Below are 25,774 nucleotides of genomic sequence, written 5' to 3' on the forward strand. Positions count from 1 at the left end.
GATTGGACACCATGGACCAGCTGTGGGCGAACCGGGCGGCCAGCGCTGAGGCGGCCGTTGCACGACGACACCTCAAACGGCTCTGGCAGCTACCCGGTGCGCAACTCGGAGTCGTCGGGTGGCCGCCCACTCGCCGCGACTCGCTGTACGGCACCTGGCACTACTGGTGGCAGGCTCATCTGCTGGATTGTCTGGTCGACGCCCAGCTGCGCGACCCGCAGCCCCAGCGACTGACCAGTATTTCCCGGCAGATTCGCGGACACCGGATCCGCAACAACGGCCGGTGGACCAACAGCTACTACGACGACATGGCCTGGCTGGCCCTGGCCCTGGAGCGTGCCGGCCGGTTGGTCGGCATCGACCGTGAACGTGCACTGAAGACTCTCGGTGAGCAATTCGTGAAGTCCTGGGTGCCGGAGGACGGTGGCGGAATCCCTTGGCGCAAGCAGGATCAGTTCTTCAACGCTCCCGCCAACGGCCCGGCAGGTATCTTCCTGGCCCGCCATGGTGATCGGTTGCGTCGCGCCCAGCAGATGGCTGACTGGATCGACGAGACGCTGATCGACCCTGACACGCATCTGGTCTTCGACGGCATCAAGGGTGGCTCGCTGGTGCGCGCCCAGTACACCTACTGCCAGGGCGTGGTGCTGGGCCTGGAAACCGAACTGGCGGTGCGGACCTCCGATGAACGGCATCCCGCACGAGCGCGGCGGCTGGTCGCCGCAATCGACGCGCAGATGGCGCCGAACGGGGTGATCAAGGGTGCCGGCGGCGGTGACGGCGGCTTGTTCGCCGGGATCACCGCCCGTTATCTGGCGTTAGCGGCGACCGCGCTACCCGGCGAGACCGCCGAGGACGTCGCCGCCCGGGACACTGCGCGCCGGATCGTGCACGACTCGGCGCAGGCGGCATGGGACAACCGCCAGACCGTGGACGGGCTGCCACTGTTCGGACCCTTCTGGGACCGGACTGCCGAGATACCTGCGGCCGGCGGTACGGAGGCACAGTTCATCGAGGGTGCTGTGCATTCGTCGGCAACTCCGGAACGTGATCTCTCCGTACAGCTGTCGGGATGGATGCTGATGGAGGCCGCGCACACGGTGTCGCAGTGAGGGGTTCGCGCGCCGGCCGTGACCCGACCGCCAAACGCTTCGGCGAGAATGCCGCCGCAGGCCTGCTGCTGGGCTTCACCCTGCTGGCTGTGCTGTGGGCGAATTCCCCCTGGGCGCATACCTATTCGGAGTTCTGGGAGACTCCGGTCGGGCTGACCTTCGGTACTGTCCACGCCGAGCTGACGGTCAAGGAACTCGTCAACGACGGCCTGATGGCGTTCTTCTTCTTCATCGTCGGGCTGGAGGTCAAGGCACAGTTCACCATCGGCGAGCTCACCGAGCGGTCCCGGGCGGTGGTGCCGGTGCTGGCCGCGGTCGCCGGACTCACCTTGCCCGCGTTGGTCTTCTTGCTGTTCAACCCCTCCGGTGAGGCGGCCGGTGCCTGGGGCGTCGTCATCTCCACCGACACCGCCTTCCTGGTCGGGGCGCTGGCGATCATCGCCCCGAAGTATCCGGCCCGGTTGCGCACGTTCCTGCTGACGCTGGCGGTGGTCGACGATGTCGGTGCGCTGGCGGCGATCGCACTGTTCTATTCCGAGAAGATCAATCTCGTCCCGCTGGTGATCGCCGTCGCCCTGTGCGGGTGTCTGATCGCGGTGCGCTATCTCCCACCTGCGCTGCGTGGTCTGGCGTATTCGGTTCTGGCCGTGGGGCTGTGGCTAGCACTTTTTGCCGGGGGCGTACACCCGACGCTGGCCGGGGTGGCCGTGGCGCTGGTCATTCCGGTGTTCACCCCGGAACGCCAGCGAGTCGAGGCGGCCGTCGAGGTGATCCGCGTGTTCCGTCAGTCGCCGAACTCGCAGTACGCCCGCGCCGCCACCCGCAGCCTGCGAGATTCGATCTCGATCAACGAGCGGCTCGTCACCGCGTTCAGTCCGTACGTCTCGTTCGCGGTGTTGCCGGTGTTCGCGCTCGCCAACGCGGGCGTACACCTGGACGCCGGCACGATCACGGAGGCGGCGCGCTCACCGCTGACGTGGGGTGTGGTCGTCGGCCTGGTGGCCGGCAAGCTGATCGGCATCACCGGTGCGACCTGGCTGGTGCAGCGGACGGGCCTGGGCCGGCTGGCGCCTGGGCTGACCCTGCGGCGGGTGGCCGGTGGGGCGGCGTTGTCCGGCATCGGCTTCACCATCGCGCTGTTCATCGTCGACATCGCGATCGTAGACCCCCGATCGCAGGACCTGGCCAGGGTCGGCGTGCTGGCCGCCTCCGTCGTGGCATTCGCGTTGGGCTGGGCGATCTTCCGGCTCACCGACCGGTTGAGTCCACCGGTGGCGGTCGGGCTGAAGCTGGTCCGCGACATCGATCCCGATCGTGACCACTACCGCGGCCGTGTCGACGCCCCGCTGACCCTGGTCGAGTACGGCGATTTCGAATGTCCGTTCTGCAGTCGAGCCACCGGGTCGATCGACGAGGTGCGGGCGCACTTCGGCGACGACTTGCTCTACGTCTGGCGGCACTTGCCGCTGGAGCGGGTGCACCCGCGCTCGGTAGATGCGGCGCGAGCCAGTGAGGCGGCCGCGCTGCAGGGCAAGTTCTTCGAGATGGGCGCCAAGATGTTCGAGTTCCAGGACTTCCTGGAATGGCAGCACATCTACCGCTACGCCGACCAAGTCGGTTGTGACATCGCCCGATTCGATGACGATGTGCATTCGGCGAAGGTGCTGCACCGCGTCGACGACGACGCCCAGGACGCCGAGGTGATGGACCTCAACGGCACACCGACGTTCTTCGTCAACGGCGTCCGGCACAAGGGGCCCTATGATTCGGCCAGCCTGATCCGCGCGCTGGAGGCCACCCGGACGCGCTGAGCCGGTCGAGAACCTGGGCGCGACCACAAACGCCCGTCGGTGCGCCGATAGCGCGGATTCGGCCTAGGTTTGACGATGTGCAGGATGTCCTCGCGGAACTGGTCGCGGTCTGGCGGACCGGCGCAACCGCCGGTGTCGGCACCGTGGTACGCACCTTCCGCTCCGCACCTCGCCAGCCAGGCTCGGCGATGGTGGTCGCGCCCGACGGTACGGTCAGCGGGTCGGTGTCCGGCGGCTGCGTAGAGGGTGCCGTCTACCAGTCGGCCATGGAGGTCGTCGAGACCGGGCTCCCGCGGTTGGAGCGCTACGGCGTGAGCGACGATGACGCCTTCGCCGTCGGCCTCACCTGCGGTGGCATCCTCGACATCTTCATCGAACCGGTGTCCTCGCAGACGTTTCCGCATCTCGAGGCAGTTGTCGAGGCGATCGACGCGCATCGACCGGTGGCTGTCGCCACGGTGATCGCCCATACCGATCCGGCCTGGTTGGGTCGGCGGCTGGCCATCGGACCCGACACGGCCGACGGCTCGCTGGGATCCGCGCGGGCTGATGACGCCGTGATCGACGATGCCCGGGGTCTGCTCGCCGCCGGGCGCAGCGAGGTGTTGACCTACGGTCCGGACGGTCAGCGGCGCGGTCAGGGCATGGAGGTGTTCGTCGCCAGCCATGCCCCGCGGCCACGGATGCTGGTCTTCGGTGCCATCGACTTCGCCGCGGCGGTGGCCCAGCAGGGATCGTTCCTCGGCTATCGGGTCACGGTGTGCGACGCGCGTCCACTGTTCGCGACCAATGCGCGCTTTCCCACCGCCGACGAGGTCGTCGTCGACTGGCCGCACCGCTACCTGGCTGCCCAGGTCGCGGCCCGGACGATCGATACCCGCACGGTCATCTGCGTGCTCACCCACGATGCCAAGTTCGACATCCCACTGCTGGAGGTCGCACTGCGCCTGGACGTCGGGTACGTCGGGGCGATGGGATCGCGCCGGACGCATGACGACCGGGTAGCCCGGCTGCGCGAGGCCGGCCTGACCGATGCTGAACTCAGCAGACTGTCCAGCCCGATCGGACTGGACCTCGGTGCCCGCACGCCGCAGGAGACCGCGGTGTCCATCGCCGCCGAGATCATCGCCCGCCGATGGAGCGGGGGAGGCCGTCCGCTTTCTGAGATCGACGGGCGAATTCACCACGACGACAAAGACTCTCACCAATAAGGGGATCCGGCCTACCTGAGCGTCATCCCAGTTGCGGGAATTTCGCGACCTCGGTCAGGACGTGCGCGACGGCGCTCCCGGCGGTCATCGTTGCCGTGGAACCTTCGAATGCTGGCGCGTCATAAGGTCAACGAAATCAGTTGTATGAGTGAGCAATTCGGGTACCACCATTCCCCGCAGCAGTACCGTCCAGACCTGGGCCAGGCGTGCGAAGACGTCGTCGCCGGTTGCTTCGGCCAGCAGCAGCGTGCCCGGGCCGAGGGTCCAGATCGCCTGCGCCACTGCGTCCGGGTCGACGTCGGCCTGCAATCCACCTTCGGCCATCGCCTTCTCGACGGCGCGGAGCAGAATGGCCCGCTCGGCCGGATAGCTCGCCGGTCCGGCATCACTGACGTGGGTCAGGGACTGGCGCAGCATGTTGGCAACTCTGATCCGATTGTCAGTCGCGGTAATGGCAACCACATAGAAGGATGCGCGGATCAGGTTGTCCAATGCGGGCGACGACGAGGAGTCGACGATGGTCTGGAATTGAGCCCGGATCTCGGCGGCCGCTTCCTCGATGATGGCGGCGGCGACGGCGTCCTTGGTGGCGAAGTGATAGTAGAAGCCACCCTTGGTCACGCCGGCCCGGCTCATGATGTCGGACAGCCCGGTCTTGCCGTAGCCGACCTCGTCGAACACGCTGACAGCAGCGTCGATAATGCTTTGCCGAGTAACTTCGGCCCTGGCCTGGATCGCCATCGGGACAGTGCACCTCCAATTTGAATACATATTACGTGACGGAAGCGTCAATAAATCCGTTGGCGAGGCTGCTGAGCTGCTGGAAGTGCTTCACCAAGCAAAGACAGGTCCGCCGGAAAGTGAAGTCGGCCGCGGGATTGCGGCCCGCCAGCCTAGTCTGCCGATCAATACGACCGAAGGAGAGAGCGCCCAATGAAGAACATTGCGGCTGTGGCGACGGCGGGGCTGGTGTCGGTGAGTCTCATGGTGGTCGGTTGCTCCTCGACGACCAAGACCGAGAAGTCGGAAGCGGCATCGACGAGTGCGGTGACGTCGTCGACTGCGACACCCGTTGCGGGGTCGGCCATCACGATCAACGAGTACATCACCCAGAACAAGATTGCCGAGACGCCCTTCAAACCCAAAGACCCCGGGACACCGGACTTCAACTTCCCCTTCCCGCCCGACTGGAGCCTGGCCGGTGACAAGACCCCCGACTGGGCCTACGGAGCCATCGTCTACGACAAGCCGGTGGATCCCAATGACCCGCCGATCATGTATGCGATCGCCTCGAAGCTGACCGGAAACGTCGAGGCGGCAAAGGTTCTCGAGTATGCGCCCAACCAGCTGAAGGCGCTGCCGGACTTCAAGCCGGTCGGCGATACCAAGAAGACGTCACTGGGCGGGTTCGACGCCGTTCAATCGGCTGGTACCTACACCCGGGATGGGAAGCAGCGCATCGCCGCACAGAAGACCGTGGTGGTTCCGGGCAAGGACGCACTATTCGTACTGCAGCTCAATGCCGACGCCCTCGATGGGCAGCAGGGCGTCATCATCGACGCCGCCAATCTGATCGACGAGAAGACCACGATCACCCCGCCGGCGTGACGGTCGCTTGATTCGACACCTACTCAGCCCTGCTCATCGACGGAGAAGTATCGACATGAAAACCCGAATCAAGGCTCCTGGCGCGCTGCTCGCCTCGGTCTGTGCCGCAGGGCTACTGGCCATGCCGCTGGTCGCGGCGCCCCAGGCAAGTGCTCAGTGCGGGGGCGGTCAGGTATTGGACCCCACGACGGGGGTGTGCTGGTCGCAGTCGCAGACGCAGATCTCCGGCACTGGAGGCGTCTGCCTTCCCGGGCGGCTCGGACTGTGTATGGCAGGTCTGCAGAACTCGCAGATGCCCGGCGCCAATCTGAAGCCGATGCCGCCGGCCGGGCCGGCGCCGTCGTCCTGGCCGTGATGACCTGACGGGTCAGTGGCTGGTGGCGTGCGCCTTGTCCTGCGGTGTCGCCACCATGATCGGACCGGTCTCCGAGCCGTCCATCGCCGTCTTGTATGAACCCTGGGTGCCATCAGAATCGATGGCCGCTCCGTCGGCGCCGCTGCTGCCGTCCTGGATCGTCAGCGTGGTCGTCGGGCTCCCCGCGAACGCGACCGCCGTGCCGCCGAACAGGGTCGCCATACCGATACCGGCTGCCACCGCGGCTGCCTTGACGAGAAGCTTCATGAAACCTGTGTCCTTTCGTACAGATTCCGCAAAGCTAGAGGTGTTTCCTGGCAGAACTGCTGGCCATTCGCTGGGAAAACGCTGGAGGCGGTTTAGTCGCCTTCGGCAGGCCGTCGCCGCGCGATGACGTTTCGACCCACCGTGATCAGCGCCGGCAGGATCGACAGGAAAACGATCAGCAGGATCATCAACTCGAGGTTGTTCTTCACGAACGGCACGTTGCCCAAGAAATAGCCGAGCAGGGTGACGCCGCCACCCCAGGCGATACCGCCGACGATGTCGAAGCCGAGGAAGACCGGGTAGCGCATATAGGACACCCCGGCCAGCACAGGTGTGAAGGTGCGCACGATCGGCACGAAGCGCGCCATGATGATGGTCTTCGGGCCGTGCTTCTCGAAGAAGGCGTGCGACTCCGTCACGTAATGCTTCTTGAAGAAACGGGAGTCCTCTTTATCGAACAGGGCCGGACCGATCCGCCGGCCGATGAAGTAGGCGCACTGATCGCCGAGGATCGCCACCAGCGAGACCGCGATCACCAGCACCCAGATGTTGACCGGGGGATGGGGGGCGGCGGCCAGCAGTCCACCGGTGAACAGCAGTGAATCACCCGGCAGGAGCGGGAACAGCAGCCCGGTCTCGATGAAGACGATGACGAGGATGCCCGGCAGTACCGCGGAGGCGAATAGACCGCCTTCGCCGAGCCAGTACATCGGATCCATGATGCTGGGCAGGGCCAACACGGTGGTGGTCATGAGGCCCCAAGATACCGGTCCCCGTTCTGGCGACACCCCGCCCGCAGCTCTTTGCGATACTTCTTGCGACGACCAACAGACTGACCACGAACTGCGGAGAGGACGTGCCATGCCCATCGCCACACCCGAGGTCTACGCGGAGATGCTGGCTCGCGCCAAGGAACACTCCTTCGCGTTCCCGGCGATCAACTGCGTCGGCTCGGAGAGCATCAACGCCGCCATCAAGGGTTTCGCCGACGCCGGCAGCGACGGCATCATCCAGTTCTCGACCGGAGGTGCGGAGTTCGGCTCCGGCCTGGGGGTCAAGGACATGGTCACCGGCGCGGTTGCGCTGGCGGAGTTCGCCCACGTGATCGCGGCGAAGTACCCGATCACGGTGGCGCTGCACACCGATCACTGCCCCAAGGACAAGCTGGACACCTACGTGCGCCCGCTGCTGGCGATCTCGGCTGACCGAGTGGCCAAGGGCCAGGATCCGCTGTTCCAGTCGCACATGTGGGACGGCTCTGCGGTGCCGATCGGGGAGAACCTGTCGATCGCCCAGGAACTGCTCAAGCAGGCTGCTGCCGCCAAGATCATCCTCGAGGTCGAGATCGGCGTGGTCGGCGGTGAAGAGGACGGTGTCGAGGCCGAGATCAACGAGAAGCTGTACACCAGCTCCGAGGACTTCGAGGCCACCATCGAGGCGCTCGGCGCGGGAGAGCACGGCAAGTATCTGCTGGCCGCGACGTTCGGCAACGTGCACGGCGTGTACAAGCCGGGCAACGTCGTCCTCAAGCCCGAGGTGCTCGCCGAGGGTCAGCGCGTCGCGTCGGCCAAGCTGGGTCTGCCGGAGGGCTCCAAGCCGTTCGACTTCGTGTTCCACGGCGGCTCGGGTTCGCTGAAGTCTGAGATCGAGGACTCGCTGAAGTACGGCGTGGTGAAGATGAATGTCGATACCGACACCCAGTACGCCTTCACCCGGCCGATCGCCGCGCACATGTTCAGCAACTACGACGGTGTGCTCAAGGTTGACGGCGAGGTCGGCAACAAGAAGACCTACGATCCGCGCAGCTACCTCAAGAAGGCCGAGGCCAGCATGTCCGAGCGGGTGGTCGAGGCCTGCAACGACCTGCACAGCGCCGGCCGGAGTGTCTCCGCCGGCTAGCTCGACCAGCGATTTCGGCGCGCTTGCCGTCGCTCAGCGACGACAGCGCGCCGAAATCGCTACGACGACTGGCAGATCTTCCACTGGTTGTCGCGGAACTGCAGGTCGAAGCTGCGGGTCGACCGGGTCGCGGGATCGAACGCCATGAACGAGGTGACGTTGGCTTCCGCGTGCTCGCCGTTGACGACAACCTCGTCGATACTGGCGACCACCGGGTACTGGCGGGCGGCGGCGACCCGGGCGTGGGTGTCGGACCAGGCCCGGTCGTCGTAGTTGACGTAGCCGTCCCTGGTGACGCCGCAGGTAATGGTGCGTAGCGTGGCCAGGTCGCCGGTCTGCACGGCGGTGTCGAAGTCGTGGATCGTGGTGCGGACGAGTTCTTCCTGGGACACCTTCGTGGTGTTGCCGCGGGTCAGCAGGATGACGGCCACGATGATCACCGCCGCCAGCACCGCGATGCCGGCGATCACCGCGATCACCACGCCCCAGCTGCGCCGCCGCGTCAGCGGGACGCGCGGGAGGATCTCCTGCGGGCCGGTGCGGATCGGTTGTTCGGCGATTGAAAAGACCTCGGTCGGGGTCGAGAGGATCTCGGTCTCCGGGTCCGGCGGCGGGCGGTCGATGATCTGCGTCGAGCCCGCGTCGAAACCCGGTGCGGTGTAACGACGTTCGGGTGTGGGATCAGCTGCCGCGATCACCTCGGTGGCGCCGTCGACGTCCCCGGGCGGCTGGCCGCCGTTGTCGTCGACGACGGGTTGATCGGCGTCGTGGTCGGGCCCGGACGGGTTCGACATGGCGTGCTGCGGTCCTCCTCGGGAGCTGGTGGTACTGACCCTATCGGTTGGGGTGTGCCACCGGGCCGCGGCGGCACGGCACAATGGCCACATGACGTCATTTGGTGACCTGCTCGGCCCCGCACCAGTACTGCTGCCCGGCGATATCGAGGCCGAGGCCGCGCTGGAGGCAGGGGAGAAGCCGGCGATCGTGGCGGCGGCGCATCCGTCGGCGTCGGTGGCATGGGCGTGCCTGGCCGAGGACGCACTGGCCGAGGACAAGGCCGTCACCGCCTATGCCTACGCCCGCACCGGCTACCACCGCGGCCTCGACCAGTTGCGGCGCAACGGGTGGAAGGGTTTCGGTCCGGTGCCCTACCAGCACGAACCCAACCGGGGTTTCCTGCGTTGTGTGGCCGCCCTGGCCCGCGCTGCCGACACCATCGGCGAGACCGACGAGTACGCCCGTTGCCTGGACCTGCTCGACGACTGCGATCCGTCGGCCCGCGCCGAGCTCGGCCTCGCCTAACGGTCGGCGGTCAGCGCCTGGCGCAGGTCGCCGATCTCGTCGGCCAGGAACAGCAGGTGATCGCCGTCCGCGGGCACAGCGGCGCCGGTGCGTACGGCGGTCGCCAGCGCCGCGAGCGCCTCGACATGCGGTTGGGCCGGTCGGCCGCCGAACAGCGTTCGGCCGAACTCGGTGCCGTCGGGGCGGTGCTCGATGGTCCAGCAAGCCGCGATCGTCCGGTAGGCCAGCTGCTCGGTCGCGGTCACCGCGGGCAGCAACTGCTGTGCGATCGCTTGTTGCCGCACCGACCCGGCCTTGGCGGCCTCGCCGGACTCCATGAGCGCGATCGCGGCGATCTGCAGGTCCCGGCGGGCCGCCCGCGCCGCCAGCCCGACGGTGTCGCCGGCGGCGACGTAGGGGAGTACCTGCGCTGCCGCGTCCAGGGTGCGCGCGATCGCGTCGGTCAACCGGGTGGCCTCCTGCCAGCGAGCCGCGACCAGGTAGACGGCCACCCCGATCGCGCAGCCCATCAACGTGTCGATTCCGCGAGCCAGCAACAGGCGCCCGATGTCGGCGGGGTGGGTGCCCGACGAGATCGTCAGCGCGGCTGTGGTGATGAAAACCGTTGCCAGCGAATAGTTTCGGGTTACCAGCACCTCGATGGTGAAGTTCAGCAGCGCTAGCAGTAGCACCAACCAGAGGTCGTGGGGGTGTAGCGACAGGATCAGTCCGGCCAGCCCGAGGCCCACCCAGGTGCCCAGCAGCCGTTCGGCTCCCCGGCGCAGGGTGCGGCTGCGGTCGGTGCCCTGATGCAGCACCAGTACCGCGGCCGACATCGCCCAGTAGGCGTGGTCGACCCCCAGCGCCATCGCCGCCGCACCGGCCAGCGCGGCGCCGACGCCGACGCGCTGCATGATGTGGCGCACCGGCGATCCCGGGGTGACTGCGCGGCGCAGCACGGTGAGCACCGGCGGACTACCCAGCGGTATCCGTGCGGCGTCCCGAGGCGCGACATCCTCCGGCGCCATCTGCAGTGCGCCGAGCCGGCGTGCCAGCTCGGCGGTCTCGGGAGCCGGAATAGCGTTCGGTCCTGTGGTGGTGACCGCCGTCGCGAACAACACATGCACCGCGTGGTTCGCCGCCCGCAGCCGATGCAGGATGCTGCTCGGGCGGGCTTGCAGCGGTTGATAATTCACCAGCACGCGCCACGATCGGTGCAGCGCTGCGGCGGCGCGGTGGCGGGCCGGGCGTTCCCCGGGGGAGTTCATGGCCTCGAGGTAATCGGCGACGGCCTCGGCGGCGGCCGCAACCGCGGCGCGCTCGGGCTTGCGAAAGCCGAACACCGCTCCGGACATCTGCACCAGCCAGGCCACCGCCCCGCCGCCGAGTACCAGCAGTCCGAGCGTCCAGGGCGCCAGGTGTGCGGCAGAAGCCCCGATTCCGGCGGCGCAGGCGACCACGAAGATGTACGCGCCGGGCGGTCCGACGGCCAGCGCGTTACACAGCCACACCGCCGCGACGGCGACCAGGGACACCACCAGCACCCCGAGCCACGGAACCCGAGCCGACCAACCGCCCAGGGTGACGGCAGCGGCGATCGATACCGCTACGGTCGCGAGCTCGATACCGCGGTTGGCGTAGGGCCGGTCGCCGCCGAAGCGGGACGTGAACGCGCCGAGGGTGGCGATCAGTCCGGAGCCCATGGCACCCGCAGCCCATCCCGCGGTGACTGGAATGGCGGTGCTGATCGCCGCGCGCAGTCCGATGGGCCAGCGCGGCGGCTTGTTCAACTAGCTCACCAGTCCGTCTGACCCGGGCAGTCGTCGGCGCAGCCGGGCGGCTCGACCTGAACGGTCGCATGCGCGAGCCCGCGGGCGGCCAGCACCGCCCTGGCGTCGTCGAGCACCCGGTCGGAGTCTCCCGTGCTGGTCAGGTGCGCGGTGACCATGTCCTTGCCGGGCACCAGCGTCCATACATGAAGATCGTGCACCTCGGTGACCCCGTCGACCGCGGCCAATGCCGAGCGCAACTCGTCGACGTCGATATGAGCGGGCGATGATTCGGACAGGATCCGTAACGCTGACCGGGCCAGCGAGATCGCCCGGGGCAGCACCCACAGCGCGACGAAGACCGCGACCACGACATCGGCGTAGGGCCAGCTGGTGGTAACCGTGACGATGCCGGCGATCAGCACGCCGATACTGCCGACCGTATCGGCGACGACCTCCATGTAGGCGCCTTTGACGGCCAGGCTCTCTTCGGACTGCGATCGCAACAACAGGACCACGGCCAGGTTGGCGACCAGGCCCGCCACCGCTACCACGATCATCGGGGCGCCCGGGATTTCGGGCGCGTTGCCGAGGCGCTCGATGGCCTCGTAGAGGATGAACACGGCGACGCCGATCAGCAGGACCGCGTTCGCGACGGCGGTGAACACCTCGGCGCGATGCCAGCCGTAGGTCCGGGCCGCCGAGGCGGGGCCGTGCCGGGCCAGTAGCACCGCGGTCAGGCCCATGAACATGGCGACCAGGTCGGTCAGCATGTGTCCGGCGTCGGCGAGCAGGGCGATCGACCCGATCATCAGCGCGGTCGTCAGTTCGACGATGAAGAAGACGGTCAGAATGGCCGCCGCGATGAGCATCCTGCTCACCCGGGTGTCCCCGCCATGGCTGTGGTCGTGTCCGGCTCCCATGCGCAGAAATATATGCGCAGAATCGCATATGTCGCAAGCGTCCCGTGTTGGGACCATTTCCCCGTGCTGGGCGAAATTTACATACCATTGGGAACGTAACCTCGTACTAATTCGGACCAACAGTAGGATTTCAGCCGTGCCGATGCAGCCCGCCAAGCCCAGGCGCACTCAGGAAGAGCGCAGCGCCTCGACCCGTGCACGCCTGCTGGACGCCACCATCGAGTGCTTGACGAGATACGGCTATGCGGGCACGACCACTCCGCGAATCGCTGAGGTTGCAGGGTTGACCCGGGGTGCGCAGATCCACCATTTCGGCTCCAAGCATGAAATGATGGCCGCCGCCATGCATCACATGACGGCCAGAACCGTCACCACGGTGGTGACCGGTTTCAAGGCCGGATACACCCGGGGCTCAGATCCCATCGGCGCGATCCTGGACCTCATCTGGGATGTGCACGCGGCACCGGGATTCGTTCCAGTAGTGGAACTTTGGGTTGCCGGGCGGACGGATCCCGAGTTGGCCCGCGAGGTCTCGAAGTTTGCCCCGATCGCGGCCAGTGCGGTGACGGCGGCGGTGCTCGAGTCGGTTCCGCGGCATCTGCACGACGCCATGCTGGAGTTCGTCTACGTCGCGATGGATACCCTGCGCGGAATCCTCATCCCGGCCTTCGTCGACACCGATCCGGGGCTGGCTCGCTACCGGTGGCAGAAGGTGGCCGGTCTGCTGCGCAGGGCGGTGGATCCGGATTTGAGGGCGTGGCTGGAGACACCCTCTTCGTAGTGCTCTGGCAGATGAGGACCAAAGTCACTTACACGCTCACATACATAGCGGTATGTTTGTTGATGCCTACCGGGGTATGGAGACCGGGGTGGGGCGGCAACGAAAGAGGGGGTCGTTGCGGCCATGACCACCCCGGTCTTCGTTTACATCCAGGCCGACCAGAATCGGGTCAGTTGCGCGCCGATGGCGGCAAGTCCCCCCGGAACTCCGGACAGATCGAACACCCCGTAGACCAGCGAGAAGAACCACCGGTTCGGTCCGGGGGCGAGCAGCACCACCAGCAGGATCAGGAACCCGAACTGCTTGGCCGGGGCCACCGCGCGCTGCGTCTCGGGGCTCAGGTGCGGCTCCAGCGCCCCGTACCCGTCCAGGCCGGGGATCGGCAGGATGTTGAGCAACAATGCGGTGATCTGCAGAAAGCCCAGGAACGCCACGGCTGACCAGAAGACGCCGTGGTCCGGGTCGTAGAACAACCGCGTGGCGACCAGCAGAACCGCCCCGAGTACCAGATTGGCGAACGGCCCGGCCAGGCTGACGATCGTGCGCTGCCGGGGCGTCATGAATCCGGTGCGTACGTACACCGCCCCGCCGGGCAGCCCGATCCCACCTAGCGCGATGAACAGCAGCGGCAGGCCGATCGACAACAGCGGGCTGGAGTACTTCAGCGGGTTCAGCGTCAGATAGCCGCGAACCGCCACGTCGTGGTCGCCGAAGCGCCACGCGGTGTAGGCGTGCCCGAACTCGTGCAGACACAGCGACACCACCCAGCCGGCGATGACGAAGATGAACACCCCGACGTAGGCCATCGGCCGCACCGTTGCCGCGGCCAGCCACGCCAATGCGCCACCGAGCACCGTCACGGCAAGGATGACCAGGAAAATCGGACTCGGACGCACCGACTGGTGCAGCGGGCGCACACTCACGACACGAAGCTACCCCCGCCGTCGTCCCCGGTCAGGCTCACCCGACCCGCAGCCACCCGGTGATGTGCCGATAGAACGCGGCCCGCCTGACCTCTCGCGGCGCACTCACGCCGTCGCGCACCATGCGAGCGCCGGTGGTGCCGAGCTGGACGGCCCGACCCGTCACCCAGCGCCGCGGCCGCAGCCGGCCGGACAGCACAGCTGCCCGCAACCCGGGCATCGAGCCGGTCGGTTCGATCCGGACGCCGGTCACCGCACCGTCGAAGAGCACCGCGTCATCGACCACCGCTTCGCCGTGCAGCACGGATTCCTCGCCAGGGGGTAGCCAGAACGCCGAGCCCACCACCACCGTGCCGGACTCGTCACGAATCAACGGAACCCGTTGTGCCGCAGCGTTGATCGCGCGGCGAGCACCACGCCACCCGGCCAGATGGGCTACCTCGACATCGAGGCGCTCGGTGCGCAGCAGTCGGGTCAGCACCGTCGCCAGGTCGGCGTCTCGACCTACCACCACGACCCGTCGCGCGCCGTCGACCGCCGCGTCGATCGCGGCCGGCTCGGCCCCGTCGTGGCAACGCAAACCGGCCAGCGGCCGAGGTATCCGACGGCCCCGAAACCGCAACACGGCGATATCGGTCTTGGTCAACGACACTCCTCGTCCCGCGCTCCGATAGGGTAGATCACCGGCTTGACCGAATTTATGCAGATCAGCGGGAGATTACGCCATGCCGGCAATCGTCCTCATCGGCGCCCAGTGGGGCGACGAGGGCAAAGGAAAGGCCACCGACCTTCTCGGTGGACGTGTGCAGTGGGTGGTGCGGTACCAGGGCGGCAACAATGCCGGCCATACCGTGGTCCTGCCGACGGGTGAGAACTTCGCGCTGCACCTCATCCCGTCGGGCATCCTCACCCCGGGCGTCACCAACGTCATCGGCAACGGTGTCGTCGTCGACCCCGGGGTTCTCCTGACCGAGCTGGCCGGTCTCGATGAGCGCGGCGTGGACACCTCGCGGCTGCTGATCTCGGCCGATGCCCATCTGCTGATGCCCTACCACGTGGCCATCGACAAGGTCACCGAGCGCTACATGGGCAGCAAGAAGATCGGCACCACCGGGCGCGGCATCGGGCCCTGCTACCAGGACAAGATCGCCCGGATGGGCGTCCGGGTGGCCGACGTCCTGGACCGGGACCTGCTCGCGGCCAAGATCGGGGCCTCGCTGGAGCTGAAGAACCAGATCCTGGTCAAGATCTACAACCGCAAGGCGCTGGACCCCGACGAGGTGGTCGAGAACCTGCTGGCACAGGCCGAGGGCTTCAAGCACCGCATCGCCGACACCCGGCTGCTGCTCAACAACGCGTTGGAGTCCGGGCAGACCGTTCTGCTCGAGGGCTCTCAGGGCACGCTGCTCGACGTCGACCACGGCACCTACCCGTACGTGACCTCGTCCAACCCCACCGCGGGCGGTGCGGCCGTCGGCTCCGGGATCGGGCCCACCCGCATCACCACCGTCCTGGGGATCCTGAAGGCCTACACCACCCGGGTGGGCTCGGGTCCGTTCCCGACCGAGCTTTTCGACGAGTACGGCGCCTACCTGTCCAAGACCGGTGGTGAGGTCGGTGTCACCACCGGGCGGCCGCGCCGCTGCGGCTGGTTCGATGCCGTCATCGCCCGCTACGCCACACGCGTCAACGGGATCACCGACTACTTCCTGACCAAGCTCGACGTGCTCTCCAGCTTGGAGACGGTGCCCGTCTGCGTCGGCTACACGGTCGACGGCAAGCGCACCAGCGAGATGCCGATGACCCAGAGCGACATCGCCCGCGCCGAGCCGATCTACGAGGAACTGCCCGGCTGGTGGGAGGACATTTCGGGGGCCCGTGAGTTCGACGACCTGCCCGCCAAGGCGCGCGACTACGTGTTGCGTCTGGAAGAGCTTGCCGGAGCGCATGTTTCGTGCATCGGAGTGGGGCCGGGCCGGGACCAGACCATCGTGCGCCGCGATGTTCTGGCACCCAGGTGAGCGCCGACGACATACAGCCGGATCCCGACTACTACAAGCACGGGGGATTCCCGAAGTTCCAGCCGGCTGATCCGGGCCCCGGGTTCGGCCGCTTCGTCGAGGCCATGCGCCGAATCCAGGACCTCGCGGTGTCGGCCGACGCCGATAGCGACACCTGGGTGACGGCTGCCGAACGCGCCGAGGAACTCGCCGCCCTGCTCGAGCCGTTCGAGGCGGCCGAGGGAGTTGGGCCCGCCAGCCGGGTGCCGGACCTGCCCGGTGGTGGGAGCCTGCTGATGCCGCCGTTCCGGCTCGTCACGATGGCTCCCGAGGGTGTCGAGGTAACGGTGCAGTTCAGCCGGTTCCACGTCGGCGGGAACTATGCCGTGCACGGCGGGGTGCTGCCGCTGATGTTCGACTCGATGTTCGGCATGGTCATCCACGCCACCGGGCGGCCGATCAGCCGCACCGCGTTCCTGCATGTGGACTACCGCAACGTCACGCCGATCGACGTTGCGCTGACGGTGCGGGGTTGGCTGGACCGCGTCGAGGGACGCAAGGCGTTCGTCAACGCCGAGCTGACTGCTCCCGACGGCACGATCCTGGCGCAGGCCCACGGCTTGATGGTGCGTCTGCTGCCCGGCCAGCCCTGACATCTGTCACCATGGCGGCGTGGTTGAACACCGATCCAGAACACTCAAGGCGCTGACCACTCCGCGCGCTGCTGCCGCTGCCGGAGTGCTGTTCGCCGTGCTGTTCGGTACGACGTTGATCCTCATCCGCACATCGCTGCCCGAGGGAGCCGCACCCGGATCGCAGTGGCTGGAGGCCGGTAGCGCGAAGATGGATCTGGCCGCCAAGCTGATGCCGTTCGCCGGTATCAGCTTCCTGTGGTTCATCGGCGTCATCCGCGATGGCTTCGGCCGCTACGAGGACCGGTTCTTCTCCACCGTGTTCCTGGGCAGTGGTCTGCTGTTCCTGGCGATGATGTTCGCGACCTCGGCGGTGGGGGCCGGCCTGGCAGGTACCAACAGCGCGACCGGAGGGGCCGCAATCAGTTCCGACGTCGCGCATTTCGGGCAGATGACGGTGCTGGCGCTGTCGAAGACCTACGCGATCAAGATGGCTGCGGTGTTCATGATCTCGCTGGCCACCATCTGGCTGCGCACCGAGCTGATGCCGCGCTGGCTGGTGGCGCTGACCTACCTGGCCGCGCTCGGCCTGATCACCGCCAGCGGCATCAGCATGTGGATGACGTTGGCGTTCCCGGTCTGGGTGTTGATCGTCAGCGTTCTCTTGCTCACGCGCGCAGGGGTTTTCGAGCGTCATCGCGACGAGTATCAGAATCGGGAGCGATAAGGCTCCTCGATCTCGGCGGGGCGCAACGCCGGCCACCAGATCCGCGGGCCGATCAACGTGAACAACGCCGGGATCACCACCGTGCGGACCACGAACGTGTCCAGCAGGATACCCAGGCCCACGATGATGCCCAACTGGGTCAGCACGATCAGGGGCAGCACCCCGAGCACGCAGAACACCGCGGCCAGAACGATTCCCGCACTGGTGATCACCGCACCGGTGGCCGACACGGCCCGCACGATGCCACCACGGGTTCCGTACGCAGGGGTCTCTTCCCTGGCCCGGGTCACCAGGAAGATGGTGTAGTCCACGCCGAGTGCGACCAGGAACAGGAAAGCGAACAGCGGGGTGCTGATGTCCAGTGCCGGGAAGCCCAGTAGGTGCACGCTGACCCAGCCACCCAGGCCGAGGGCGGCCATGGTCGACAGCACGGTGGCCGCCACCAATACCAAGGGCGCCAGGGCTGCCCGCAGCAGCACGTAGAGCACGGCCAGCACCACGATGAGGATGGCCGGTATCACCACCCAGCGGTCATGGACGGCTGCGGTTTTGGCGTCCAGCGCCTGGGCGTCCGATCCACCCACCAGCGCTCCGGGGTCGGCCTTCTTGACCGAATCACGAAGGGCGACAACAGTATCGAACGCCTTCGTCGAAGCAGGGGCGGCGTCGGTGACGACCTGCCACTGGGTCAGCCCGGTGGCGGTCTGACCGGCGGTGTTCACCGACACCACGCCCGGGGTTGCCTGGATCGCCTGGGCGACCGCACCGGCCTTGTCGGTGCTGCCGATCACGCGGGTCGGGTCGGTGAGGCCGCTGGGGTAGTGCGCCGAGAGGGTCTTGAAGCCGGTCACCGAATCGGCGCTCACCCGGAACTGGTCGATCTGGTTGAGGCCGATCGGAGTGGCCAGCAAGCCGGCGGCCAGTACTGCGAGCACGGCGATCGAGGCGACAGCCACCCGGCTGGCGTGCCGGGACACCCAGTCGGCCACCCGATGCCATGCCCCGGTAGTGGTGATCTCGTCGGCGCCGGCCTTGGGGATGAAGGGCCAGAACAGCTTTCGGCCGAACAGCGCCAGCAGCGGTGGGAGTGCCAGCAGCACGAACACCGCGGCCACGAGTAGGCCTGCGGCGGCTTGCACGCCGAGGCTGCGGGTGCTCGGTGAGGAGGCGAACAACAGAGTCAGCAATGCCAGTACGACGGTGGCGTTGCTGGCCGCGATCGCCGGACCGGCGTGCCGAACGGCCGTCTGTAGGGCCAGGCGGTGATTGTCATTGCGCCGCAGTTCCTCCCGGTAGCGCGAAATAAGCAGCAGCGCATAGTTGGTGCCCGCGCCGAACACCAGCACGCTGGTGATCCCCGACGTCGATCCATCCGCGGTCATTCCGCTGGCGTCGGCGATGGCCGAGCCGAGAACGGCGGCCACCCGGTCGGCGAAGGCGATCACTAGCAACGGCACCAGCCAGAGCACGGGGGAGCGGTAGGTGATGATCAACAACAGTGCGACCACCGCACCGGTGACCGCGAGCAGCGTGACATTGGCACCGGAGAAGGCATTGGCGATATCGGCGCCGAACGCCGGGCCGCCGGTGACATTGGCCACCAGATCGCCGGGCAGACCGTCCTTGGCCGTCGCGCGCAGCTCCTTCACCTTGTCGCTGAGCGCGAACCCGGACAGCGTGGAGTCCAGTGGCACCGGCGCCAGCGCGGCCTGACCGTCGGTCGACGGCACCACCGGGATCGGGGGACCGCCGGGGCTGCCAGCGACGGACAGCATCCGGCCCCGTGCCGCGTCGGCGGCGGCCAGATCCGCCGGCGACAGGGCGCCACCGTCGCCACGGGTGACCACCAGGATCACCGGTGCCTGGTCGCCGCCGGGGAACTCCTCGAGCAGGGCGGCGACCTTCGCCGACTCGGCGCCCGGCGGCAGCGAGACCGGGGATGTGTCGTCCGAGGCGCTCTGACCGAGTGCGCCCATCAGTCCGACACCGATCAGGGCCACGAGCAGCGCGATGACCCAGGAGAAGCGGACGGAGAGCAGCTCGCCGATGCGTTCCCACATCGGCGGGGTGGGGTGAGGCGTCTTCCGCATGCACCCGAGCATAGCTTCATTTTCTTAACAGTTCATCTACTTAACAGATAAGATGGTGGGATGGATGACTCGCGCCGGGCGGCACTGGAATCGGCGGTGGTCGCGGATGTGCAGGCACTCTCAGCCGAATCCGATCAGATCGGCCGGGCGTTCGCCGGCGTGCATGACTTGTCGGCCAACGACTTTCGCGCGCTCACCCACGTCATGGTCGCCGAGAATGCCGGCACCCCGCTGACCCCGGGGGACCTGAAGGCCCGGATGGGGATGTCCGGGGCCGCCATCACCTACCTCGTCGAGCGGATGATCGATTCCGGCCACCTGCGGCGCGAACCGCATCCCGCCGACCGTCGCAAGGTGATCCTGCGCTACGCCGACCACGGTATTGAGGTGGGCAAGGCGTTCTTCACGCCGCTGGCCACCCACACCCACCGCGCCCTGGCGGAGCTGCCGGAGTCCGACCTGGAAGCGGCCCACCGGGTGTTCCGCGCGGTGTTGGCCGCCATGGGCGGGTTCCGTGCCGACCTGTCGGCGTCTCCTGGTTAGCTGGCGCCGTGCTCGACACCGTTGCCGTGGAGAACTACCGATCGCTGCGCCGGCTTGTCGTACCGCTGAGCCGCTGCAATGTGGTCACCGGTCCCAACGGCAGCGGGAAGTCGAGTCTCTACCGTGCGCTGCGGCTGTTGGCCGACTCGGCCCGCAACGGAGCGGTCAGCGCGCTGGCCCGGGAGGGCGGTCTGAGTTCGACGATGTGGGCTGGCGTGGGCGAGAAAGGGCGGCCGGCCAGCCTCAAGCTGGGTTTCGCCGGTGCGGACTTCGGCTACGCCGTCGACTTCGGGATGCCGGTGCCCGGGCGCACGGCCTTCAATCTGGATCCGGAGATCAAATCCGAGTCGGTCTGGGGCGGCCCCGTGCTGCGGCCGTCGACCGTGCTGGCCGAGCGGGGTGGACCGTCGGTGCGGATCCGTGCTGCCGACGACGGCTGGCGCACCGCGCCCACCACGCTGCGCCCATTCGACAGCATGCTCAGCGAGCTCGCCGACCCCCAGGCCGCGCCCGAGCTGCTGGTGCTGCGTGACCAGGTGCGGTCCTGGCGGTTCTACGATCACGTCCGCACCGATACCGATGCCCCGGCGCGGCGGCCGCAGATCGGCACCCGTACCCCCGTGCTCGGTCACGACGGTGCCGATCTGGCCGCCGCACTGCAGACCATCGTCGAGATCGGCGATGCCGCAGCGCTGGCCGAGGCGGTGGACCGCGCCTTTCCCGGCAGCACGGTGGAGATCGACTGCACCGACATCCGGTTCGAGCTGCGGCTGCGCCAGCCGGGCATGCTGCGGGCGCTGACCGCCGCGGAACTGTCCGACGGCACACTGCGCTACCTGCTGTGGGTGGCGGCGCTGCTGACACCACGACCGGCGGAACTGACAGTGCTCAACGAGCCCGAGGCCAGTCTGCATCCCGATCTGCTGCCGGCGCTGGCCGGGCTGATCACCCGTGCGGCCGAGGGGTCGCAGGTCGTCGTGGTCACGCACGCCGCCCCGCTGGCGTCGGCGCTGGGCCGTGAACGTGACGTGACTACCATCGAACTCACCAAGACCGAGGGCCAGACGCAGATCGTCGGCCAGGGCTTGCTCGACGAGCCGTCCTGGCATTGGCCTACCCGGGGCTGAGCACACCTATCCTTGGGCATCATGCGCGTCATGCTGGTGGGGTCCGGTGAACTGAGCCGCGAGCTGGTGCTGGCGTTCCAGCGCCTCGGTGCCCAGGTGACCGCTGTCGACCGCTATGCCGGGGCCCCGGCGCACGACGCCGCCGACGAGGCCCTGGTGGTCAAGATGACCGATCCCGACGAACTCGCCGCCGCGATCACCCGCGTCGAGCCCGACTACGTCGTCGTCGACACCAATGCGGTGGCCATCGACGCGCTGCGCGCGATCGAGGAGAACGGGGGAGCGCAAGTGGTGCCGTCGGTGCACGCCACCCGGCTGAGTCTGGACCGCGAAGGCATCCGCACGCTGGCCGCCGACGAGCTGGGCCTGCCGACGGCACCGTTCTGGTTCGCCGGCTCGGTGGCCGAGCTCACCGCGATCGCCGAGCACGCCGGCTTTCCGCTCGTGGTCAAGCCGGTGGTCGGCGTACCGGGTCAAGGTCAGTCGGTGCTGCTGCGACCCGACGATGTCGAACCGGCCTGGCAGCGGGCCGTGGACGCGGGCGGGCGGGTGCCGCACAACCGGGTGCTGGCCGAGACCGTCGTCGAGATCGACTACGCCGTCACCCTGCTGACCATCCGCACCGAGGGGCCTTCCGGCCCGGCGCTGCATTTCTGCGAACCGATCGGCTACCGGCAACTCGACGGCGGCGTGCTGGAGTCCTGGCAGCCCCAGCACATGACGCTGGCCGCACTCGGGGCGGCCAAGTCGGTGGCCGCGCGCATCGTGCGGGCGCTCGGCGGCCGTGGCGTGTTCGCGGTGGAACTGCTGGTTCGTGGTGACGAGGTGTACTTCTCCGATGTCCGCGTGCGTCCGTCGGACAGTGCCCTGGTGACGCTGCGTACGCAGCGTCTCTCGCAGTTCGAATTGCATGCCCGCGCGGTGCTGGGGCTGCCGGTCGACACCATCATGATCTCGCCGGGGGCGGCCGAGGTGGCGTACGCCGACGAGGCCGACGGCAGCCCGCAACGCCGGCCCGAACCGGCCGCCGTGCTCGCCGAGGCACTGACTGTGCCCGAGAGCGATGTCCGGTTGTTCGGGCGCCACGAGGGGTCGTCGCAGCTGCGGCTGACCCTGGCGCTGGCCACCGCCGGTGATGTGACGACGGCCCGGGACCGGGTGCGTCAGGTTTCGACCACCCTGCGGAGGCTCTGGCAGACATGACCGAGAACGAGAACACCGGATCGAGTCCGATGCCGATCTTGATCGCCCTCGGGGTGGCTGCGATCGTCCTGATCGGATTCGGCGTCTCCTGGTTGTTCCGCGGCGATGGCCTGACCGAGGACAACCGGGTGGGCCGTGCCGCCGTCGGCCAGAACGACGCCCTGCAGCGCGAGAACTACTCTGACTTCCGCAAGTACACCTGTGCACAGCAACAGGGCACCGAAGCCGAAGTGATTGCCCGCCAACAACAGTCGAAGTCCGCGCGCGGCGCACGGTTCGTCGACGATGTCACCGCGGTGAAGATCGACGGTGACCGGGCCACCGCAACCGTCGTCTATCACTTCGAGCACACCCCTGATAATCGGTTGCAGACGCCGATGACGTTCGTGCGCGAGGGTGGGGATTGGACGGTCTGCTCACCTGGTCCGGTCTAGGCACCACTCGATTCATCGCAGCCCGATGTGGGAGACTCACGGCCGTGAGCTATGCAGGTGACATCACCCCGCAGGAGAGCTGGAAGTTACTCAGTGAGAACCCGGACGCGGTGCTGGTGGACTGCCGCACCGACGCCGAATGGCGGTGGGTGGGCGTACCCGACCTGACCGGCCTCGGGCGCAACGTGGTGTTCGTCGAGTGGAACCGTAGCAACGGGACCCACAATGACGACTTCGTCGCCGAGCTGATCGATGCCGGCGTCACTCCCGGTGAACGGCCGGTGGTCTTCCTCTGCCGGTCGGGCAACCGCTCGATCCCCGCCGCCGAGGCCGCCACCGCCGCCGGTATCGCGCCGTCCTACAACATGCTCGACGGCTTCGAAGGTCAACTCGATGAGCTCGGGCACCGTGGCGTCAACGGCTGGCGGGCGCTGGGTCTGCCCTGGAAGCAATCGTGAGCTACCGAAGACGAGCGCGAGTGAGGATCGCAGCGAGGGACGAGCGAGGACCGGAGCGAGCGGGAGTCGAGAGATGAGCGAGCCCGCTGGTCCGGTCCCGTCGGTGCGGATTCCCGCCCCGCTGCCCGACGGTGTCAGCCAGGCCACCATCGGTGTGCGCGGCGGGCTGCTGCGCTCGGGCTTCGAGGAGACGGCCGAGGCGGTGTACCTGACGTCGGGCTACGTCTACGAGTCGGCGGCCGAGGCAGAGAAGGCCTTCACCGGCGAGATCGACCGCTACGTCTACTCCCGCTACGGCAACCCGACCATCTCGATGTTCGAGGAGCGGCTGCGGCTGATCGAAGGCGCACCCGCGGCGTTCGCCACCGCCTCGGGAATGTCAGCAGTGTTCACCGCACTCGGCGCCCTGCTGGGTGCCGGCGACCGGTTGGTGGCCGCACGCAGCCTGTTCGGCTCGTGCTTCGTGGTCTGTAGCGAGATCCTGCCGCGCTGGGGTGTGGAAACCGTCTTCGTCGACGGCGACGACCTCTCGCAGTGGGAAGAAGCCCTGAGCAAGCCGACCCAGGCGGTGTTCTTCGAAACCCCGTCCAACCCGATGCAGTCGCTGGTCGACATCGCGGCGGTGTCGGATCTGGCCCATGCGGCAGGCGCAAAGGTGGTGTTGGACAACGTCTTTGCCACTCCGCTGCTACAGCAGGGCATTCCGCTGGGCGTCGACGTGGTGGTGTACTCGGGTACCAAGCACATCGACGGGCAGGGCCGGGTGCTCGGTGGGGCCATCCTCGGCGACAGGGAATACATCGACGGGCCGGTGCAGAAGCTCATGCGCCACACCGGCCCCGCGCTCAGCGCGTTCAATGCCTGGGTGCTGCTCAAGGGCCTGGAGACCATGTCGGTCCGGGTGGACTACTCGAACCGGTCCGCCCACCGCATCGCCGAGTTCCTGGAGGCTCAGCCCGGCGTGAACTGGGTGAGGTACCCCTTCCTGGAATCACACCCGCAGTTCGACCTGGCCAAGCGCCAGATGCGCGGCGGCGGCACCGTGGTGACCTTCGAACTAGACGGTGGCAAGGACCGGGCGTTCGAGGTGCTCGACAAGCTCCAGGTGATCGACATCTCCAACAACCTGGGCGATGCCAAGTCGCTGATCACCCATCCGGCGACCACCACCCATCGGGCGATGGGTCCCGAAGGCCGCGCCGCCATCGGTCTGGGCGACGGCGTGGTCCGTATTTCGGTGGGCCTGGAGGGCACCGAGGATCTGATCGCCGATCTGGATCGGGCCCTGAGCTAGCGGTGTCGCGGCAATCGGATGCCAAGAAGGCCCGCCGCAAAAAGCGGCAGGTTGCCCGCGACGCCCGCTGGATCCCCGAGCCGGTGCTGGAATCCCTGCTCGGAGACCAATTCGACGACGAGCCAGGCGAACTCGACGAGGCTGTCGAGGCATTCGACTCCTGGCTGGTCGACCGTGGCTGGACCTTCGACGAGGAGTTCTCCAGCGAGAGCTTGCTCAGCTGGTTCTTTGCCCCGTCGGCGAGCGAGTTCGGAGACGAGCGGTTCGAACCGGTGACCAGGATCTGGATCACCTCCGCCGGCGCCGAGGACGATTTCCCGGACCGGGCCACCGCGGTGCTGGTGGGCACCGGCGGTGACCAGGGGCGGCTGTACACCGTGGCGCCCGAAGCGCTGATGCGCGGAATCGAGTCGATCGAGGCGTACCGGCCCGGCGCGGCCGTCCCTGCTCTCTAGTCGCCCTTGGGCGGTTCGACGACGCCGGTCGCCGCTTGGGCGCGCTGCTCGTAGGCTGCCCTGGCCGTGGTGTCGAAGTCGAGGAACACCCGGTCGGTTCCCGACTTCCGGCTCATCCAGCGCCGTGCCTTCGGCGGCAGGAACGCAGTCGCCGCCGCGATAAACCGCAGCGGATAGGGAACGGAGACAATGGTTGTGGGTTTCTCGAGAGTCTTGACCACGGCCGCGGCGATGTCTTCCGGTTGCACCGGCTTGTTGGCGCCGGTGGCCTTGGTGCCGGCGATCAGCTCGGTGTTGGTGAACGTCGGCATGACACAGCTGACCTGGACACCCTGCGGTGCGAACTCGTCGGACAGCGCGGTGGACAACCCCACGACCGCGAACTTCGTTCCCGCATAGAGGGCCTGGCCCGGCACGGCCAGCATGCCGGCCAGCGAGGCGATGTTGACGATGTGCCCGCGGCGGCGGTTGACCATCTCCGGAAGCGCCAGGCGGCAACCGGTGAGCACACCGTAGAAATTGACCTCGATCGCAGTGCGGATCGCCTGTTCGGAGTGGTCCAGGAATGGGCCGACCGGCATCACGCCGGCGTTGTTGATCAACACGTCGATGTGTCCGGCGCCGTCAGCGCGGGCCTTGTCCAGGAAGGTTGCGAACGACTCGGGATCGGTGACGTCCAGTGGATAACCCGAAACGGGTCCGATCTTGCTGAGCTGGGCCACCGCGGACTCTTCGAGCGCCACGTCACGATCGCCGATGACGACGCGGGCACCGCGCTGCAGCAGCGCCCGGGCAGTGGCGAACCCGATGCCGCGGGCGGCGCCGGTGATGGCGATGGTCTTGCCTCGGATGTTGTCCATGGTGAGGCATT

The 25,774-nt window shown here is 67.6% G+C and carries 28 protein-coding genes; 18 read left to right on the forward strand and 10 right to left on the reverse strand.

What is annotated here, in order from left to right:
- The first annotated feature begins 11 nt into the window (after positions 1-11).
- The 3 genes from G6N35_RS22575 to G6N35_RS22585 all read left to right on the forward strand — a co-directional run bounded on the left by G6N35_RS22575 (position 12) and on the right by G6N35_RS22585 (position 4,134).
- On the forward strand, positions 12-1,112 hold the full coding sequence (locus tag G6N35_RS22575; RefSeq protein ID WP_163806260.1) for a glycoside hydrolase family 76 protein: 1,101 nt from the start codon (positions 12-14) through the stop codon (positions 1,110-1,112).
- Positions 1,109-2,923 (forward strand): Na+/H+ antiporter NhaA, encoded by a 1,815-nt coding sequence (nhaA, locus tag G6N35_RS22580; protein WP_246224472.1) that lies wholly within the window; start codon positions 1,109-1,111, stop codon positions 2,921-2,923. Before G6N35_RS22575 ends, nhaA begins: the two co-directional genes overlap by 4 nt.
- A gap of 77 nt (positions 2,924-3,000) precedes the next feature.
- A complete protein-coding gene (locus G6N35_RS22585) occupies positions 3,001-4,134 on the forward strand; it encodes an XdhC family protein (RefSeq protein WP_163806262.1) in 1,134 nt (377 codons plus the stop codon).
- A gap of 84 nt (positions 4,135-4,218) precedes the next feature.
- On the opposite strand, the gene G6N35_RS22590 is transcribed toward G6N35_RS22585, so the two are convergent.
- A complete protein-coding gene (locus tag G6N35_RS22590) occupies positions 4,219-4,875 on the reverse strand; it encodes a TetR family transcriptional regulator (protein ID WP_163806263.1) in 657 nt (218 codons plus the stop codon).
- Positions 4,876-5,067: 192 nt separating this feature from the next.
- On the opposite strand from G6N35_RS22590, the gene G6N35_RS22595 reads away from it, so the two are divergent.
- Positions 5,068-5,742 carry an envelope biogenesis lipoprotein LpqN gene (locus G6N35_RS22595; protein WP_163806264.1) on the forward strand — a complete coding sequence of 225 codons (675 nt, stop codon included), beginning with the start codon at positions 5,068-5,070 and terminating at the stop codon, positions 5,740-5,742.
- A gap of 55 nt (positions 5,743-5,797) precedes the next feature.
- Positions 5,798-6,097 (forward strand): hypothetical protein, encoded by a 300-nt coding sequence (locus G6N35_RS22600; protein WP_163806265.1) that lies wholly within the window; start codon positions 5,798-5,800, stop codon positions 6,095-6,097.
- A gap of 12 nt (positions 6,098-6,109) precedes the next feature.
- Here G6N35_RS22600 and G6N35_RS22605 read toward each other — a convergent pair whose 3' ends face one another.
- Together G6N35_RS22605 and G6N35_RS22610 are read right to left on the reverse strand one after the other, a co-directional pair.
- Complete coding sequence (locus tag G6N35_RS22605; RefSeq protein ID WP_163806266.1) at positions 6,110-6,364, reverse strand: hypothetical protein; 255 nt, start codon at positions 6,362-6,364, stop codon at positions 6,110-6,112.
- A gap of 92 nt (positions 6,365-6,456) precedes the next feature.
- The gene (locus G6N35_RS22610; protein WP_163806267.1) at positions 6,457-7,116 is read right to left on the reverse strand and encodes a VTT domain-containing protein; all 660 of its coding nucleotides are present in this window, start codon (positions 7,114-7,116) and stop codon (positions 6,457-6,459) included.
- A 109-nt stretch (positions 7,117-7,225) separates the two neighbouring features.
- On the opposite strand from G6N35_RS22610, the gene fbaA reads away from it, so the two are divergent.
- On the forward strand, positions 7,226-8,263 hold the full coding sequence (gene fbaA, locus G6N35_RS22615; protein ID WP_163806268.1) for a class II fructose-bisphosphate aldolase: 1,038 nt from the start codon (positions 7,226-7,228) through the stop codon (positions 8,261-8,263).
- Positions 8,264-8,322: 59 nt separating this feature from the next.
- Here fbaA and G6N35_RS22620 read toward each other — a convergent pair whose 3' ends face one another.
- The gene (locus G6N35_RS22620; protein WP_163806269.1) at positions 8,323-9,057 is read right to left on the reverse strand and encodes an Rv0361 family membrane protein; all 735 of its coding nucleotides are present in this window, start codon (positions 9,055-9,057) and stop codon (positions 8,323-8,325) included.
- A gap of 91 nt (positions 9,058-9,148) precedes the next feature.
- On the opposite strand from G6N35_RS22620, the gene G6N35_RS22625 reads away from it, so the two are divergent.
- The gene (locus G6N35_RS22625) at positions 9,149-9,565 is read left to right on the forward strand and encodes a DUF3151 domain-containing protein (protein ID WP_163806270.1); all 417 of its coding nucleotides are present in this window, start codon (positions 9,149-9,151) and stop codon (positions 9,563-9,565) included.
- Here the strand turns inward: G6N35_RS22625 and G6N35_RS22630 are convergent.
- Complete coding sequence (locus G6N35_RS22630; protein ID WP_163806271.1) at positions 9,562-11,334, reverse strand: FUSC family protein; 1,773 nt, start codon at positions 11,332-11,334, stop codon at positions 9,562-9,564. The genes G6N35_RS22625 and G6N35_RS22630 overlap by 4 nt on opposite strands.
- 5 nt (positions 11,335-11,339) lie before the next feature.
- The gene (locus G6N35_RS22635) at positions 11,340-12,236 is read right to left on the reverse strand and encodes a cation diffusion facilitator family transporter (RefSeq protein ID WP_163806272.1); all 897 of its coding nucleotides are present in this window, start codon (positions 12,234-12,236) and stop codon (positions 11,340-11,342) included.
- A 142-nt stretch (positions 12,237-12,378) separates the two neighbouring features.
- On the opposite strand from G6N35_RS22635, the gene G6N35_RS22640 reads away from it, so the two are divergent.
- Positions 12,379-13,017: a TetR/AcrR family transcriptional regulator gene (locus G6N35_RS22640; protein WP_163807869.1), complete on the forward strand. Its 639-nt coding sequence runs from the start codon at positions 12,379-12,381 to the stop codon at positions 13,015-13,017.
- 143 nt (positions 13,018-13,160) lie between these two features.
- On the opposite strand, the gene G6N35_RS22645 is transcribed toward G6N35_RS22640, so the two are convergent.
- Positions 13,161-13,940 (reverse strand): site-2 protease family protein, encoded by a 780-nt coding sequence (locus tag G6N35_RS22645; protein ID WP_163806273.1) that lies wholly within the window; start codon positions 13,938-13,940, stop codon positions 13,161-13,163.
- 37 nt (positions 13,941-13,977) lie between these two features.
- Complete coding sequence (locus G6N35_RS22650) at positions 13,978-14,586, reverse strand: peptidase M50 (RefSeq protein WP_163806274.1); 609 nt, start codon at positions 14,584-14,586, stop codon at positions 13,978-13,980.
- Positions 14,587-14,665: 79 nt separating this feature from the next.
- Here G6N35_RS22650 and G6N35_RS22655 point away from each other — a divergent pair, with 79 nt between their 5' ends.
- Genes G6N35_RS22655 through G6N35_RS22665 form a run of 3 tightly spaced genes read left to right on the forward strand, consistent with a single transcriptional unit; the run spans position 14,666 to position 17,299 of the window.
- Positions 14,666-15,961 (forward strand): adenylosuccinate synthase, encoded by a 1,296-nt coding sequence (locus G6N35_RS22655; protein ID WP_163806275.1) that lies wholly within the window; start codon positions 14,666-14,668, stop codon positions 15,959-15,961.
- Complete coding sequence (locus G6N35_RS22660; RefSeq protein ID WP_246224474.1) at positions 15,958-16,593, forward strand: PaaI family thioesterase; 636 nt, start codon at positions 15,958-15,960, stop codon at positions 16,591-16,593. The genes G6N35_RS22655 and G6N35_RS22660 overlap by 4 nt, the downstream gene beginning before the upstream one ends.
- A gap of 19 nt (positions 16,594-16,612) precedes the next feature.
- A complete protein-coding gene (locus tag G6N35_RS22665; RefSeq protein WP_246224476.1) occupies positions 16,613-17,299 on the forward strand; it encodes a hypothetical protein in 687 nt (228 codons plus the stop codon).
- Here G6N35_RS22665 and G6N35_RS22670 read toward each other — a convergent pair.
- Positions 17,281-19,359, reverse strand: coding sequence for an MMPL family transporter (locus G6N35_RS22670; RefSeq protein WP_163807872.1), 2,079 nt, complete (start codon positions 19,357-19,359; stop codon positions 17,281-17,283). The genes G6N35_RS22665 and G6N35_RS22670 overlap by 19 nt on opposite strands.
- 90 nt (positions 19,360-19,449) lie before the next feature.
- Between G6N35_RS22670 and G6N35_RS22675 the strand changes: the two genes are divergently transcribed.
- The 7 genes from G6N35_RS22675 (at position 19,450) to G6N35_RS22705 (ending at position 24,903) form a co-directional block, all read left to right on the forward strand.
- Complete coding sequence (locus tag G6N35_RS22675; protein ID WP_163806276.1) at positions 19,450-19,932, forward strand: MarR family winged helix-turn-helix transcriptional regulator; 483 nt, start codon at positions 19,450-19,452, stop codon at positions 19,930-19,932.
- Between the two features lie 8 nt (positions 19,933-19,940).
- The gene (locus G6N35_RS22680) at positions 19,941-21,059 is read left to right on the forward strand and encodes an AAA family ATPase (protein ID WP_163806277.1); all 1,119 of its coding nucleotides are present in this window, start codon (positions 19,941-19,943) and stop codon (positions 21,057-21,059) included.
- A gap of 21 nt (positions 21,060-21,080) precedes the next feature.
- Complete coding sequence (gene purT, locus G6N35_RS22685) at positions 21,081-22,262, forward strand: formate-dependent phosphoribosylglycinamide formyltransferase (protein ID WP_163806278.1); 1,182 nt, start codon at positions 21,081-21,083, stop codon at positions 22,260-22,262.
- A complete protein-coding gene (locus tag G6N35_RS22690) occupies positions 22,259-22,696 on the forward strand; it encodes an Rv0361 family membrane protein (RefSeq protein WP_163806279.1) in 438 nt (145 codons plus the stop codon). Before purT ends, G6N35_RS22690 begins: the two co-directional genes overlap by 4 nt.
- Before the next feature lie 44 nt (positions 22,697-22,740).
- On the forward strand, positions 22,741-23,154 hold the full coding sequence (locus G6N35_RS22695; protein ID WP_163806280.1) for a rhodanese-like domain-containing protein: 414 nt from the start codon (positions 22,741-22,743) through the stop codon (positions 23,152-23,154).
- Between the two features lie 73 nt (positions 23,155-23,227).
- Positions 23,228-24,448: an O-succinylhomoserine sulfhydrylase gene (locus G6N35_RS22700; protein ID WP_163806281.1), complete on the forward strand. Its 1,221-nt coding sequence runs from the start codon at positions 23,228-23,230 to the stop codon at positions 24,446-24,448.
- A gap of 2 nt (positions 24,449-24,450) precedes the next feature.
- Positions 24,451-24,903 (forward strand): hypothetical protein, encoded by a 453-nt coding sequence (locus G6N35_RS22705; RefSeq protein WP_163806282.1) that lies wholly within the window; start codon positions 24,451-24,453, stop codon positions 24,901-24,903.
- On the opposite strand, the gene G6N35_RS22710 is transcribed toward G6N35_RS22705, so the two are convergent.
- The gene (locus G6N35_RS22710; protein ID WP_163806283.1) at positions 24,900-25,763 is read right to left on the reverse strand and encodes an SDR family oxidoreductase; all 864 of its coding nucleotides are present in this window, start codon (positions 25,761-25,763) and stop codon (positions 24,900-24,902) included. The two genes, G6N35_RS22705 and G6N35_RS22710, sit on opposite strands and share 4 nt — an antisense overlap.
- Positions 25,764-25,774: the final 11 nt, after the last annotated feature.

Origin of the sequence: Mycolicibacterium anyangense (assembly GCF_010731855.1) — a bacterium.
In the GTDB taxonomy this organism is placed as follows: domain Bacteria; phylum Actinomycetota; class Actinomycetes; order Mycobacteriales; family Mycobacteriaceae; genus Mycobacterium; species Mycobacterium anyangense.

Bases quoted from the DNA above. Each gene is read 5' to 3' on its own strand.
- G6N35_RS22575 (WP_163806260.1), top strand. From the start codon at position 12: ATGGACCAGCTGTGGGCGAACCGGGCGGCCAGCGCTGAGGCGGCCGTT.
- G6N35_RS22590 (WP_163806263.1), bottom strand. From the start codon at position 4,875: ATGGCGATCCAGGCCAGGGCCGAAGTTACTCGGCAAAGCATTATCGAC.
- G6N35_RS22595 (WP_163806264.1), top strand. From the start codon at position 5,068: ATGAAGAACATTGCGGCTGTGGCGACGGCGGGGCTGGTGTCGGTGAGT.
- G6N35_RS22600 (WP_163806265.1), top strand. From the start codon at position 5,798: ATGAAAACCCGAATCAAGGCTCCTGGCGCGCTGCTCGCCTCGGTCTGT.
- G6N35_RS22605 (WP_163806266.1), bottom strand. From the start codon at position 6,364: ATGAAGCTTCTCGTCAAGGCAGCCGCGGTGGCAGCCGGTATCGGTATG.
- G6N35_RS22610 (WP_163806267.1), bottom strand. From the start codon at position 7,116: ATGACCACCACCGTGTTGGCCCTGCCCAGCATCATGGATCCGATGTAC.
- fbaA (WP_163806268.1), top strand. From the start codon at position 7,226: ATGCCCATCGCCACACCCGAGGTCTACGCGGAGATGCTGGCTCGCGCC.
- G6N35_RS22620 (WP_163806269.1), bottom strand. From the start codon at position 9,057: ATGTCGAACCCGTCCGGGCCCGACCACGACGCCGATCAACCCGTCGTC.
- G6N35_RS22625 (WP_163806270.1), top strand. From the start codon at position 9,149: ATGACGTCATTTGGTGACCTGCTCGGCCCCGCACCAGTACTGCTGCCC.
- G6N35_RS22635 (WP_163806272.1), bottom strand. From the start codon at position 12,236: ATGGGAGCCGGACACGACCACAGCCATGGCGGGGACACCCGGGTGAGC.
- G6N35_RS22640 (WP_163807869.1), top strand. From the start codon at position 12,379: ATGCAGCCCGCCAAGCCCAGGCGCACTCAGGAAGAGCGCAGCGCCTCG.
- G6N35_RS22655 (WP_163806275.1), top strand. From the start codon at position 14,666: ATGCCGGCAATCGTCCTCATCGGCGCCCAGTGGGGCGACGAGGGCAAA.
- G6N35_RS22670 (WP_163807872.1), bottom strand. From the start codon at position 19,359: ATGTGGGAACGCATCGGCGAGCTGCTCTCCGTCCGCTTCTCCTGGGTC.
- G6N35_RS22675 (WP_163806276.1), top strand. From the start codon at position 19,450: ATGGATGACTCGCGCCGGGCGGCACTGGAATCGGCGGTGGTCGCGGAT.
- purT (WP_163806278.1), top strand. From the start codon at position 21,081: ATGCGCGTCATGCTGGTGGGGTCCGGTGAACTGAGCCGCGAGCTGGTG.
- G6N35_RS22690 (WP_163806279.1), top strand. From the start codon at position 22,259: ATGACCGAGAACGAGAACACCGGATCGAGTCCGATGCCGATCTTGATC.
- G6N35_RS22700 (WP_163806281.1), top strand. From the start codon at position 23,228: ATGAGCGAGCCCGCTGGTCCGGTCCCGTCGGTGCGGATTCCCGCCCCG.
- G6N35_RS22710 (WP_163806283.1), bottom strand. From the start codon at position 25,763: ATGGACAACATCCGAGGCAAGACCATCGCCATCACCGGCGCCGCCCGC.